At 71.4% G+C, this 13,224-nt stretch carries 10 protein-coding genes; all 10 read right to left on the bottom strand.

What is annotated here, in order from left to right; genetic code table 11:
• Nucleotides 1–16: 16 nt before the first annotated feature.
• The 10 genes from ACZ7GX_RS09225 to ACZ7GX_RS09180 all read right to left on the bottom strand — a co-directional run bounded on the left by ACZ7GX_RS09225 (nucleotide 17) and on the right by ACZ7GX_RS09180 (nucleotide 13,199).
• The gene (locus ACZ7GX_RS09225; RefSeq protein ID WP_498774564.1) at nucleotides 17–1,582 is read right to left on the bottom strand and encodes a 4-hydroxyphenylacetate 3-hydroxylase family protein; all 1,566 of its coding nucleotides are present in this window, start codon (nucleotides 1,580–1,582) and stop codon (nucleotides 17–19) included.
• 150 nt (nucleotides 1,583–1,732) lie between these two features.
• Nucleotides 1,733–2,737, bottom strand: coding sequence for a glucose-6-phosphate dehydrogenase (coenzyme-F420) (gene fgd, locus ACZ7GX_RS09220; protein WP_498774562.1), 1,005 nt, complete (start codon nucleotides 2,735–2,737; stop codon nucleotides 1,733–1,735).
• Nucleotides 2,738–2,758: 21 nt separating this feature from the next.
• Nucleotides 2,759–4,351, bottom strand: coding sequence for an FAD-binding oxidoreductase (locus ACZ7GX_RS09215; protein WP_498774560.1), 1,593 nt, complete (start codon nucleotides 4,349–4,351; stop codon nucleotides 2,759–2,761).
• A gap of 327 nt (nucleotides 4,352–4,678) precedes the next feature.
• Nucleotides 4,679–6,088: an RNB domain-containing ribonuclease gene (locus tag ACZ7GX_RS09210; RefSeq protein ID WP_498774558.1), complete on the bottom strand. Its 1,410-nt coding sequence runs from the start codon at nucleotides 6,086–6,088 to the stop codon at nucleotides 4,679–4,681.
• A 21-nt stretch (nucleotides 6,089–6,109) separates the two neighbouring features.
• Nucleotides 6,110–6,298 carry a hypothetical protein gene (locus tag ACZ7GX_RS09205; protein WP_157621353.1) on the bottom strand — a complete coding sequence of 63 codons (189 nt, stop codon included), beginning with the start codon at nucleotides 6,296–6,298 and terminating at the stop codon, nucleotides 6,110–6,112.
• Between the two features lie 37 nt (nucleotides 6,299–6,335).
• Complete coding sequence (locus ACZ7GX_RS09200; RefSeq protein ID WP_498774556.1) at nucleotides 6,336–6,866, bottom strand: hypothetical protein; 531 nt, start codon at nucleotides 6,864–6,866, stop codon at nucleotides 6,336–6,338.
• A gap of 12 nt (nucleotides 6,867–6,878) precedes the next feature.
• On the bottom strand, nucleotides 6,879–7,880 hold the full coding sequence (locus ACZ7GX_RS09195; protein ID WP_498774554.1) for a C40 family peptidase: 1,002 nt from the start codon (nucleotides 7,878–7,880) through the stop codon (nucleotides 6,879–6,881).
• Nucleotides 7,881–7,882: 2 nt separating this feature from the next.
• A complete protein-coding gene (locus ACZ7GX_RS09190) occupies nucleotides 7,883–8,491 on the bottom strand; it encodes a hypothetical protein (RefSeq protein ID WP_498774552.1) in 609 nt (202 codons plus the stop codon).
• A complete protein-coding gene (locus tag ACZ7GX_RS09185) occupies nucleotides 8,491–10,386 on the bottom strand; it encodes a hypothetical protein (protein WP_498774550.1) in 1,896 nt (631 codons plus the stop codon). Before ACZ7GX_RS09185 ends, ACZ7GX_RS09190 begins: the two co-directional genes overlap by 1 nt.
• Complete coding sequence (locus ACZ7GX_RS09180) at nucleotides 10,383–13,199, bottom strand: ATP-binding protein (RefSeq protein ID WP_498774548.1); 2,817 nt, start codon at nucleotides 13,197–13,199, stop codon at nucleotides 10,383–10,385. The genes ACZ7GX_RS09185 and ACZ7GX_RS09180 overlap by 4 nt, the downstream gene beginning before the upstream one ends.
• Between the last annotated feature and the right edge of the window lie 25 nt (nucleotides 13,200–13,224).

Here is a 13,224-nt window from a genome sequence, read left to right as displayed (position 1 = left end):
GCCCGTCCGATCGACCTCAGAGGCCACCCGTCAGGCGCAGGTCGCTGCCGTCGAACAGGTCCGGCCGGGTCCAGCCGTCCAGGTCGTACTCGGCCATGCAGCGATCCGCGAACGCCCTCAGCGGGTCGGCGCGGCCGGTCGCCTGGTACATCATCAGCGTCTGGACCCGGATCGACTCGTTGTCGCCGGAGTAGTTGCGCTCGTAGAGCTCGTGCCGCCCGCCGAACTCGGTGCCGACGGCGTCCCACAGCAGCTTCATCAGCTTCACCCGGTCGACCGCCTCGACGCCGTCCGAGCCGCGCAGGTACCGGTCCAGGTACGGCCGCACGTCGGGGTTGCGCCAGTCGCTCGCGTGGGAGTTGAGGTAGATGAGGCCGCTGCCGAGGGTCTGCTGCAGGATCTCCTTGACCCTGGGGTAGCCCATGCCCATGAAGATCCGGTACGCGAAGCCGTAGTTGACGTTGGGCTGCACCATGCCGTTGAGCCAGGTGTCCGGCGACTTCGCCATCGCGTCGGACATGCCCCAGAACAGGTCGCGCCAGCTCAGGATCTCGCCGATCTGCGCCTGCACGCCGCGGAAGCCGGAGGTGCCGGTCAGCTCGACGGCCTTCATCGCGCAGCCGGCGATGAAGTCGAGCTTGACCGCGAGTCGCGTGCAGCCGTGGAAGGTGAACCGCTCGGCGAAGCCGGAGACGTTCATGAAGCCGTTGGCGGCTTCCGCGTCGTAGACGAAGACGTTCTCCCACGGCACCAGGACCTTGTCCATCACCATGATCGCGTCGTTCTCGTCCAACCGGCTCGACAGCGGGTAGTCGAACGGGCTGCCCAGCGCCCCGGCGGCCATCTCGTAGGACGTGCGGCTGATCAGCTTGAGCCCCGGCGCGTCCATCGGGACGGTGAACACGAGGCCGAACCTCTTGTCCTTGACCGGAAGCCCGTAGTGGGCGACGAAGTTGGCGTTGGTCAGCGCCGAGCCGGTCGCCACGACCTTCGCGCCGGACACGACCAGCCCGGAGTCGGTCTCCTTCTCCACGTGCACGCACACGTCGGCGACCTCGTCGGCCGGCTTGCTCCGGTCGATCGGCGGGTGCACGAGGGCGTGGTTGAAGTACAGCACCCGTTCCTGGGCGTCGCGGTACCACCGCAGGGCGTTGTCCTTGAACGGGCCGTAGTAGTCGGCGTTGGCCACCAACGTGCCGAAGTAGGCCGCCTGGTAGTCGGGGGTCCGACCCATCCAGCCGTAGACCAGCCGCTGCCAGCCGGCGATGGCGTCGCGCGACCGGACCAGGTCGTCCACGGAGTACGGGGTCTTGAAGAACGGGTGGGTGAAGCCGCCGTTGCCCGTGTCCGTCGGGACGCTCAGGACGCCTTCGGCTCCCGGCGCGTGCATGGCGTCGTAGAGCTGGGCGATCGAGCGGGCGCTGTTGCGGAACGCGGGGTGGGTGGTGACGTCGGTGACCCGTTCCCCGTACGCGTAGACCTCCCGGCCGTCGCGCAACGAGTCCAGGTATTCCTGACCGGTCATCGGCCTGATGTCGTTGGGCGCCGCGACGGTCTCGGCTGCCCCTTCGGTCATCGTCATCGCTGGCCTCCAGCAGAGGTGGGGCTCCGAGCCGGCGGGCACGACGCGGGTGCCCTCTCGGTTGGAATCATCCTGTCGCTGGTCGGAGGCGTGGGGCTACTTCCAAACTGCCTTTCCCGCCGGGCACCGAAGTGCCCGGCGGGAAGGGCGTCAGCCGAGCTCGCGCAACCGCGGCACGACGTCCTCGGCGAACTGCGTGAGGAAGCGCTCCTGGTCGTGGCCCGGGCCGTGGAACACCAGGTGGTTGAGGCCCGCGTCCACATAGGGCTTGATGCCGGCCAGCGCCTCGTCCGGGTTCGAGGCGACGATCCACCGCTGCGCCACCTGTTCGATGGGCAGCTCGTCGGCGAGCCGTTCCATCTCCTCGGCGCTGTGCACGGTGTGCTTCTGCTCGGCGGTGAGGGACAACGGCGCCCAGAAGCGGACGTTCTCCAGCGCCGCCGCCGGGTCGCGGTCGTAGGACAGCTTGATCTCGATCATCCGGTCGATCTGCGCCGGATCACGGCCGGCCGCCTCCGCCCCGTCGGCCAGCGAGGGCAGGAGCTTCTCCGAGTACAGCTCCATCCCCTTGCCCGACGTGCAGATGAAGCCGTCCGCCACCCGGCCGGTGAACTTCGCCATCTGCGGACCGCCCGCCGCCACGTAGATCGGGACGGGTCGCTCGGGCCGGTCGTAGATGCTCGCGTCGACGAGGGTGTAGTACTCGCCCTTGTAGTTCACCTGGTCCTCGGTCCACAGCTCGCGGATCAGCGCGATGGACTCGCGCAACCGGCCCAGCCGCTCCTTGAACTCCGGCCACTCCCGCCCGGACACGGCGATCTCGTTGAGGGCCTCGCCCGTGCCGACGCCGAGGATCACCCGGTCCGGGTAGAGCAGGCCCAGGGTGGCGAACGCCTGCGCGATCACCGCCGGGTTGTACCGGAAGGTCGGGGTGAGCACGCTCGTGCCCATCCGCACCCGGGACGTGCGCTCACCCACCGCCGCCAGCCACGCGAGGGCGAACGGCGCGTGCCCGCCCTTGTGCCGCCACGGCAGGAAGTGGTCGGACACCATCACGCTGTCCAGGCCCACCTCCTCCGCGCGCACCGCGAGCTCGATGAGCTCCCGCGGTGCGAACTGCTCGGCGGACGCCTTGTAGCCGATCTGCAATGCCATGACGCTCCTTGCCGCTCGCCCCTACACCCCCGGCAGCCGGACCGACTGGCCGTGGCGGAAGACGTCGAGCGGGTCGTAGTTCTCCTTGATCTGCTGAAGCCTCGGGTAGTTCTCCTTGTGGTACAGGTCGTGCCACGGCACGCCGGACCGGTTGAACTCCGGGGCGTTCAGGTCGATGTCGGCGTAGTTGACGTAGCAGCCGTCGGTGACGTCGTTCGGCACCGGCGCACCACCCGTGGCGGCGTACACCTCGCCGTAGATGTCCCGCGCCCAGCCGACGTACCGGTCGTCCTCGGCCGGGTCGGTCCAGTACGCGGAGTAGAGCATCTTGAACGCCGCGCCGCGGTGGACCGCGGCGGTGTCGGCGGGGCCGACCGCGGAGATCTCACCGCCGTACGGGGTGAGCTGCACCGTGACGTTCGGGTTGTTGATGTCGTCCCGGGTCAGGTGCGCGTGCAGGGCGTCGAGCTGGCTGTCCGGGAAGTTGCCGACCATGAACGTCGACTTGTACTCGGCCCGGAACGTCGGGTCGGTCACCTGGACGTTGGTCATGCCGAAGAACCGGGTGGCCTGCAGCCAGGGCAGCCTGCGCTGGAAGAAGAACTGCGGCAGCGCGCCGAGGTCGCCCACGGAGGCGGTGAGGGCCTCCGGCTCGACGTTGATGCCCTCGTTCATGTACCGGAAGAACTCGGTCAGCCGCGCCTCGGCGTCCGGCCGGTCGGCGTCGATCTGCGCGATCAGGCCGATCTGCCCGGCGGAGCGGTGGTTGAGGCCCATGAACGCGGCGATGTCGCGGTTCGGGTTGTCCGGCGCGAAGTTCTCCAGGTGCCACTGGGCGTAGTTGCGCGCCAGCCGGCCGAACTCGGCCCGGTCGATGCTCGCCCACGACCAGCCCACGGCGGCGAGGATGACCTCGCGCGGCGGCTGAGGCAGCAGTGCGCGCGGGTCGTCGCCCTCCGCGCCCGGCGTGCGGAACAGGTAGCGCGTGACGACGCCGAAGCTGCCGCCGCCACCGCCGGTGTGCGCCCACCACAGGTCGCGGTTCGGGTCGTGCTCCTCGCGGGTGGCGACCACGATGCGCACCTTGCCGGAGGCGTCCACCACGACGACCTCGACGCCGTAGAGGTGGTCCACGACGAGGCCGAACTGGCGGCCCAGCGTGCCCCAGCCGCCGCCGCTGACGTACCCGCCGATGCCGACGGTCGGGCAGAACCCGGCCGGGACCGTGACGCCCCACTTCTTGTACATCGTCTCGTACATGCGCAGGATCGTGGCCCCGGCCTCGACGGCGACGGCCCGGTGCCTGCGGTCGTAGTAGACCTCGTCCAGCTCGGTCAGGTCGATCACGACCTGCGTCTCGGAGTTGTAGACGAAGTCCTCGAAGCAGTGCCCCCCGGACCGCACGGTGATCCGCTTGCCGTCCCGGACCGCGTCGCGCACGGTCCGCCGGACGTCCTCCGCGGAGGTCACGACCACCACCCGCTCGGGCGCGGCCACCCACCGCTGGTTCACCCCGCGGACGAGGTCCTCGTACTGACGGTCCACGACACCGATCGCGATGTCGTCGGCGGGCGGCGCCACGGCGACCGCCCCTTGTGCCACGTCCTCGATCATGGCAATCCCCATCCCTGGTCGCCCCGGCGATGGCGGCCACCGCCAGGTCCCCCGACCCCATTTGTTCCGACTGCCGTATGTGACCACAGCGGGACGGCAAAAGAATCGGCTTCGGTCAACTCCCCCCATGCCTTCGGTCGACTTGGCACGTTCGGGCAACGCGGCCGCGCACCGCCGGGCTCATCGGCGCTGCTGAGCGCGCTGAACGGGCACGCGAGGACCCCGTCATCGGGTCATCACACCACAGGTGATCGGACCGGGCCCGCCGGTGGCGCGCGTGACTACGGCCGGTCCGGCCGCGGCGGGCGGTCGGTTCGGCGGGCGGGTTCAGCGGCGTTCGAAGACGACCTTCCGGCGCTCGGGGTCGGCCTCCACCAGGCGCACCGCGATCCGCTCGCCTTCCGGCAGGTCCTCGCCCGTGCAGCGGCCCATCACGGGCGGTTGGGCGACGAAGACGTCCGCGCCTCCCCCGTCCGCCCTCAGCACCACCGCCTCGAAGTCCTGGCCCACCCGGTCGGCCAGCACCCACGCCTCGACCTGGTCCAGGCACGCCCGGTCGACCTTGCTCGCCAGCGCGTCCGAGCCGCCCATCAGGCCGGGCAGCAGGGGCAGCGCCTTGGTGAGCCACTCGGGCACGGCCTCACCCGCCGTGACGGCCAGGCACACCTCGGTGGCGAAGCGGTCCACCAGCCGGCGCAGCGGCGCGGTCACGTGCGCGTACGGCGCGGCCAGGCCGGCGTGCGTGGAGACGGCGGGCACCTCGCCGTTGAACGCCGTGTAGCCCGCGCCGCGCAGCAGCCGGGTCGCGTCCACGAACAGCGCCAACGCCTCGGGCCGGCTCGGGTCCAGGCCCGCGAGCAGCCGCGACGGGGTCACACCGTCCGGCCACGGCACGCCCAGCGCGTGCGCGGACCGCCGCAGCGCGTCCACCGCGCCGTCGTCCGCGTCGGGCAGCGTGCGGAGCACACCCACCTTCGCCTCGATCATGATCCGCGCCGCCGACATGCCGGTGAGCAGCGAGATCTCCGCGTTCCAGGAGTCGACGTCGGCGCGCGGCCGGACCGCGAGCTTCCAGTCGCCGTCACCGTTGGGCACGATCTCCTGCTCGGGCAGTTGCAGCTCCACCGCCCCGCGCTCGGCCGCGCGTTCCCGCCGCAACCGGCCGAAGTCGGGCAGCGCCTCGATCGACGGGTGCGGCGTGCCCGCGTCGAACTGCGCCTGCACGCCCTCGTAGTCGAACTGCGCGGTCGAGCGCACCACCGCCCGGCGCACCCGCACCTCGACCGGCTCGCCGTCCGGGCCGCACTCGAAGGTCCACAGCACCGACGGCCGCGTCTGGCCGGGCAGCAGGCTCGCCGCGCCCTCCGACAGCACGGGCGGGTGCAGCGGCACGTTGCCGTCGGGCAGGTACAGCGTCTGGCCGCGCTTGCGCACCTCGGCGTCCAGCGCGCCGCCGGGCACCACGAACGCGCCCAGGTCGGCGATCGCGTAGTGCACCCGGAAGCCGGACCCGACCCGCTGCACCAGCAGCGCCTGGTCCAGGTCCTTCGCGCCGGGCGGGTCGATGGTCACGAACGGCAGGTCGGTCGCGTCCTCGCGGCCGGCCGGGCCGACGTCGCGCGACACCGCGGCCTGCGCCTCGGCCAGCGCGTCGGCCGGGAACTCCTCGGGCAGGCCGAACTCGGTCCGGATGCCGCCGAAGTCCAGGTCCGCTCGGCCGGTGCGGATCACCACCATGGGGTGCACCCTAAGCCGGCCTCAGCGCTTGCCCCAGTCCTTATCGGCCTTGTCCTCGGCTTTCGTCCGCTCCCGCGCCAGCTCCAGCGCGCGCTGCGCCGTGGCCTCGTCGGGGTAGGGGCCCATGCGGTCACCGCCCCGGCAGCCAACACCGTGCTCGACCGTCTGGTGGGTCAGGCAGTAGTACCAAGCGTTCGGGTCAGAAGCCATGCCACCAGGCTTCCATGCGCCGGAGCGCATGTCATGTTCACCACTGGGGCGGTCGGGGCGCCTGCACGGGCACCGGGCCCGATTGCGGGAACGTCGGCTGCGGCACGACCGGCGGCGGCTGGGGGAAGCCGCGCGGCGGCGTGTTCTGGTTGGCGTTGGCGAACTCGCCCGGGATGGGGTCGAGCACCGACACGAGCACCGTCTTGTGCTCCGGGTCGGCGATCAGCGCGCCGCTGCGGTCCCGGTAGACCAGCTCGCCGTCCGAGTCGATCTCCACGATCGCGCCGACCTCGGCCAGCTGGTCCTCGTCCAGGTCGACCAGCCGTTCCACCCGGGACGGCACCACCCGGTAGACCGGCCAGTTCAGGTGCCCGTACGTGCGGTGGAAGTCGGCGAGCAGGTGCGCCATCTGCTGCTGCCACGGCAGCGGCATGGCCTCGACCAGCGACCGGGGCAGCACCGCGTAGGACTGGTCGGTGCCCGGCGGCCGGGTGTTGAGGTAGTCCCGCGTCGGCGTGCTCGACGCGGGCGGCCCGGCGTGGCGCTGGATGGGTTCGTGGTTGAACACCGTCGTGCCTCCCTACACGCCCGGCCGGACGGCCAGTGGCATCAACTCGTGGTAGTCCCAGTTCACCTTGCTGATCTTGACCACGTCACCGGTCTGCGGCGCGTGGATGTACTCGTCGTTGCCCAGGTACATCGCCACGTGGTGGACGGTGACCGGGTTCGCGGGGTTGGTCGCCCAGAAGATCAGGTCGCCCGCCTTGGCCTCCCGCACGGGCAGGTAGGCACCGCCTGCCATGTACTGGTCGTTCGCCACCCGCGGGATCTTCACGCCCGCCGCCGCGAACGCCTTGACCAGGATGCCGGAGCAGTCCCAGGCGTCCGGGCCGTTGCCGCCCCACAGGTACGGCTCGCCGAGCTGCTGCTTCGTGAACTCGATGGCGGTGCCGGCCGCGTTCGACGCGAGCAGGAAGTCGCCGACGTTCTCACCGCACCCGGCCGGGTCGCTGACGTCGCCTTCCTTGCTGATCAGGAAGGCGGCCATGGCCTCCCAGTTGTGGTACCGGTCGGGGAACGCCGACCGCTCCACGTCCTGGGCCGAGTCGCCGGGCCGCTGCTCCTCCCAGTCCGGCAGCTTGAGCAGCACGTCGTAGAACTTGTTGATCGCGTAGTGGGGGTCGGTGACCTGCTGGGGCGTGCCCCAGCCCATCGACGGGCGCATCTGGAAGATGCCGAGCGAGTCGCGGTCGCCGTAGTCCAGGCTGCGCAGCCCCGACTCGGTCATGCCCGCCTGGATCGCGATCTGCCAGGCCAGCGGCGGCAGCTTGCGGTCGCGGCCGATGGAGATGATGTTGGCGACGGTGGTGCGCTGCTCGTCGGTGAGCCGTTCCGCCTCCCGGCGGCCCTTCTCCTCGCCGCCGCCGCCCCACGGGCCGATCGAGGCGTTGCAGCTCGCCATGCGGATGCCGGCGGCTTCCTCCGAGGGGGTGTTCTCGCTGAGCACGGTGGACACGCCGTTGGTCACGGTCACGGCGACCACGGCCACCACCGCGACGACCACGAGCCCGATCTTGAGCATGGTCACCCCACCTTGGTCCACTCGGTCACGACCCAGCCCTCGGGGAGCTTCGCCACCGTGACGATCAGCTTGCCGTCCTCCAACTTGGCCTCGAACTCCGCCGATTCGGTGAACGACTTGATGGCCTTGACCGGTTCGTCGATCACCGCGGGCACGTTCACCGGGTCGACCGACTCCAGCGCGGGGAACTTCTCGTTCGAGGTGTGCGGCTTGAGGCCGGCCAGCCACTGCTCCTTGGTCGTCTTGCCCGGCTGGTACGCGCTGAACGCGTCGACCCACATGTCGGCGACCAGTTGCGCGTTGGGGTTCACCGGGGCCGAGGTGGGCGCGGCGGTGGGGCTCGGCGCCTTGGTCGGCAGCGCGGTGGAGGTGGCGGTCGGCAGCACGCCGACCTGGTTGCCGCCGCTGCCACCGGTCACGACGGTGGACGTGGTGCCCGCCGTGCCGCTGCCCTGGCGCGGCTTGATCGCGTTCGGGATGACCACGCTGATCGCCGTGACCAGGACCGTCACGCCGACGATCGAGGCCACGAGGTGGCGCGGCGAGCGCAGGGGCCAGCCCCACAGGCGTCGGTACACGGCCGCCCGGCCGCGATTGGTTCGGATCGGCATCAGCTGTCCCTGACCTCGAGCCCGCGTGACGGCCGGTAGATCACGTGGACCTGCCGTCCCGCCACCACTTCCGTCTCGGCGCGGCGCGGCCCCGGCACGGCGGTCGGCGCGTCGAGGACCCGGCCGTTGACGCGCGAGGGCACCAGCACGGCGTCGTCCACGCGGTCGTAGTTCCGGTCGGCGATGGGCGCCGCGTCGACCACCCTGGAGCGCCCGGACGGCAGCGCCGCCGGACCGGCGTACCCGCCACCGGGCAACGCCGGCGCGCCGTTCCCGCCGCTGCCGAGCTCGCCGACGCTGTTCCCGGCCCGGTCCAACCGCTGCGCGGTGGCGGCCACGGGGTTGGCCGCCTCGGGCCGCACCCGCCGCCGGTCGCGCTGCGGCACCTCGGGCCCGTCCGGGTCCGCGTCGCGCACGGTGTCCCAGAACTCCTCCTGCGGGGAGGGGCCTTCCTTCTTCTTGCGCAGCCGCGACAGCACGCCGCCGCGCATCGGCAGCGCGTTGCTGGCCGAGCCGACCGACATCTCCACCATCTGCCACATCCGGCGCAGCGGTTTGCCGACCATGAAGCAGACCAGGGTCAGCATCAGGCCCAGCAGCGCCTTGGTCAGCAGCGTCAGCCCGGTGGCGTTGAAGATCGCCTGGAGCAGCAGCGCGTGCGTGCCCGCCAGCACCGCCAGCACCAGCACGTTGAACACGGTCACGGCGGCCGCGCGGGCGACCTTGCGCAGCAGGTCGTGGTGGATCAGCGCGACGAGGCCGATGAGCGGGCCCGCCAGCGTGAGCACCCGCAGCAGCAGCTGCGCCAGCAGCACCGCGGCCTTCGCGAACAGCTGGAACAACGAGAACGCGACGGCTTGCAGCAACGACAGGAACCCGGCGCCCGTGCGGCCACCGTCCTCGCCGCTGAAGTAGCCCTTCGTGGGGCCGAGCTGCGCGTAGATGTTCTTGTACTCGGCCTTCTTGGCGTCGAGCGCGGCCTGGTCGCCGTCCTTGTGGGCCAGCAGTTCTTCCCGGGTCCACGCCTGCGCGGCCAGCAGCTTCGGGCCGAACTCGACCGCCTGCGGCGCCTCCGGCGCGCCGAACTCGCCACGCAGCCAGCTCTGGTAGACCACGGAGTCGTGCAGCCTCGAGGGCAACACATCGAGGTCGACCTGATCCGCGTCCACGTCGATGAACCCGGCTTGGATCTCCGAGGTCTTGGTGACCAGGGTGCTGTCGAGCAGGTTGTAGAACTGCGGCAGCGCCAGGGTCGAGGTCGCCAGCCACATCGCGGCCAGCGCCCACAGCCCGCGCTTGCTGATCGAGGCCAGGTCGCCCTGCCAGATCTGGCGGAACATCAACACCGCCAGGATCAGCGCGACCAGGCCGAACCAGCGCAGGTAGACGTTGTCGTAGACCTTCTGGACGCCCGTCTTCACCGCCTCGTCCAGCGGTTGCAGCAGGCCCTGGCCGACGACCGTGTAGTGCAGGGCGTTCGTCGCGCCGACGATGTTCTTGCCGATGTTGAACAGCTCGTTGCCCATCCAGGTGTCCAGCACCGGGCTGGCGTTGGGCACCAGGCACTTCTCCTGGTAGGTGTGCCAGACCATGCCGGCGTACCCGTGGTTCAGGTACGGCGTCTCCGGCAGGCCGTTGCCGATCGGCGGGTCGATCGCGCCGACCATGCCCGAGCCGGGCCGCTCGGGGTTGGGCGCCTCGCCGCAGGGCGCGGCGCTGGCGGGCGTGGCGCCGATGACCACCTGGAGGCCGACGATCGCGACCACCACGGCCATCGCACGCCACCGGGCGCGCGCCGGTCGGCCGTGCGCCTCGGCGTGCTCTTGAGCGTGTCTGAAACGCCGTCGCGCGTAGAGCGCGACGGCGACCAGCGCCACCAGCAGAAGAGTGCTCATGCGACGCCTTCCCGGCCCGGTCGGCGGTTTCCTCCCTCGCCGTGCGCCGAGTCGACCAGCTCGTCGGTCAGGCCGACCTCCAGGTCGGCGGCCAGCTCGTCGTCGTACTCGTCGGTGTACTGCTCCGCGTACGCGAACGGGTCCTGCGGCGGGGAGGAGACCTCCACCTCGGTCGACTCCGAGCCCTCGCGCATGGCGTCCGGGGTGGTGTCGAGGGAGTTGCGCAGGTGCTCCAGGTGCGGCCCGGAGAAGTCGATGCGGATCCGCTCCACGCCGCCCGCGCCGTCGCCGAAGATGAACTGCCGCGGCGCGCGGTCGCGTTCGAGGTTGGTGCGCACGCCGCCGGGACGACGGCCCAGTGACGCCACCACCTGCTCGTAGCCCGCCCCGATCGGCACCTTGAGCAGCCGCAACGCGTCGGACTGGGCCTGGTCGTCGTCCAACCGGCCGACGAACACCGAGTCGAGCAGCGTCACGAAGCCCTGGATCTTCAGGAAGTCCGCCGGGATCTGCGACGACAGCAGCACGCGAACGTTCCACTTGCGGGAGTCGCGCGCGAACCGGTTCATCAGCACGCGACCCGTCGGCACCTCGGACAGGAAGAACGCCTCGTCGATCCAGACGCCCTTGCGCAGGTCCTTCGGCCGCTCGTAGATCGAGCGCTGGGTCAGCCACGCGGCGAGGTTCAGCATCTCCACGCCGAGCGCTTCCGCGTCCGTCCAGTGCTCGCGGCCGACGCCGTCCTTCGGCAGGTTCAACCCCGCCATGGTCAGCACGGTCAGCCGGTCGTCACGCGCCTCGTTGTACGGGTCCAGGTCCTGCTCGGGGATGAGCAGCGACATGCGCTCCCGCATCTCGTCGAGGAAGTCGGCGACGACGACCGCGTGCTCGTGGTGCTCGCTCGCGTCACGCCGCAGCGCCTCGAACACCATGCCGGGGTGCGCGTCGGGCCGGCCGCCGACCGTGCGGACCGCGCGCAGCAGCACGATCCGGGTCTGCGGCAGCCGCGACACCTCGTACGGCAGCAGGCCGGACAGCACGTCCAGCACCAGCCGACGGCGGGTGGCCGCGGCCAGCGCGCGTTCACGCCGCCACGCCCGTTCCGGGTCCTCCTCGTCCAGGAAGTGGTCGAGCTGCGGCTCGGCCACCACCCGGTACGGGTTGAGGATGCCCGCCTGCGCGTTGAGCAGGTTGATCGGCCGGGCGTACGGCTTGAGCTCGGGCAGCTCGCACAGCGCCGCCAGCGGCCCGGACGGGTCCAGCAGCGTCCAGTGCGCCCCGGCGCGCAACGTCTTGTAGACGATGCCGCCGCCGAGGAACGACTTGCCCGCGCCCAGCCCGGCGACCATCGCGGTCAGGCCGGACGAGTCCCGCAGCTCCTGCGCCATCCACGGGTCCCACGCCACCGGGCGGCGGGTCGCGGTCACCGTCTCGCCCAGGAGGATGCCGCGGCGGTCGCCCACCTCGGCCGTGGCGGTCGGGACGGCGGAGGCCGCCCACAGCACCGAGCCGCGGCGCAGGTAGGCCGACGAGGACAGCGGCTCGCCCGGGATGAACTCCCGCGCGATCGCGTACTGAGCCTCGGGGTGCTCGATGGCCACCTTCGGCTTGTAGAGGTCGAGCAGGCCCTGCGCCAGCCGCAGCGCCTCGCGCTCGGTCGGCCCGGACACCGCGAGCCGCCACCAGCTGCGCACCCGCGTGCCCAGCGCGGTGAAGCCCGACGTCATCTCGTCGTCGATCTCCAGCACCCGGGACGCCTGGCGGGCCAGCGACTGCGGCGGGTCCAGCTCGTGCTCGTCGGTGTAGTGGCGCACCTGCGAGCGCACCTTGCTCATCTGCCGCTGCAACTCGCCGGAGACCTCTTCGGGCCGCCGCACGTAGATCCGCGCCGACCACTCGACGGCCGCGGGCAGCCGGTCCGAGCGCTGCACCCACGGGTCGTCCTGCTCGGGGATCTGCAGACCGTGCATCAGGCCGACGGTGAGCACGGCGACGTGCCGCTTGATGCCCGCGTTCGACCCCGTGCGACCGCGCACGGTGACCGTCGGCGAGTACGGCTCCTGGTGGAAGTCCGCCGCGTCGGTGAACGACGCCAGGTCCTCCGGCTCCCACGGCGCGCCGGGCACGGCGGGCAGGTTGCGCGGCGCGGGCAGGCCCAGCGAGCACGACCGGTGCATCAGCCAGGCCATCTCCTCGGCCGTGGCCGGCCTGCCCTCCAGGCCGGCGGAGCCGATCACCTGGTCGAGGTGGTCGATCTCGGACTCGATCGCGACCAGCTCGGCGTCCACCGCGTCCGGGAAGACCTTGCGCAGCACGGGCGCGGCGCGCTCGACCGCGCGGTCCATCATGTTGCGGGTCTGCACCTGGACGCCGAGGTAGACCTCCTTCTCGGCCATCGACCGGCCCATCAGCTGCTGCTGCTCGCCGACCATGTAGTCGTCGAAGCTCAGCGTGCCGGGCGTGTCCGGCAGCCGGCGCACGGCGTTGTGCACGTGCGCCTCGGCCCACATCCGGATCGGGTACGGCCGGTTCGTCACGCGCAGGTGCATCCAGCGGCCCTGCAGCTCGGCGTACTGGCCCGCGATCGCCGCGATCAGGTCCTGGCGCTGCGAGTCCGACCGGAACGACCAGCGCTGCGGCGCGAGCCGGTACCAGGCGTAGACCTCCTGGCCGGTGCGCAGCAGGTGGCCGTCGATGCTGCGGGCCGCGATGGACGGGGTGTAGCTCGGCACGGCCTGCTCGCCCGGCAGGCGGCGACCGCGCTTGCTGTAGACCTTGCGGTCGTCGCGCGCCGCAGCCGCGTGCTGGGCCACGTGCGCAGCGGATCGTCGGTCACGG

The organism is Actinosynnema sp. NPDC037264 (assembly GCF_055603705.1).
Note: the sequence above shows the minus strand (reverse complement) of the source record. Positions and strands in the feature narration are given on the sequence as shown.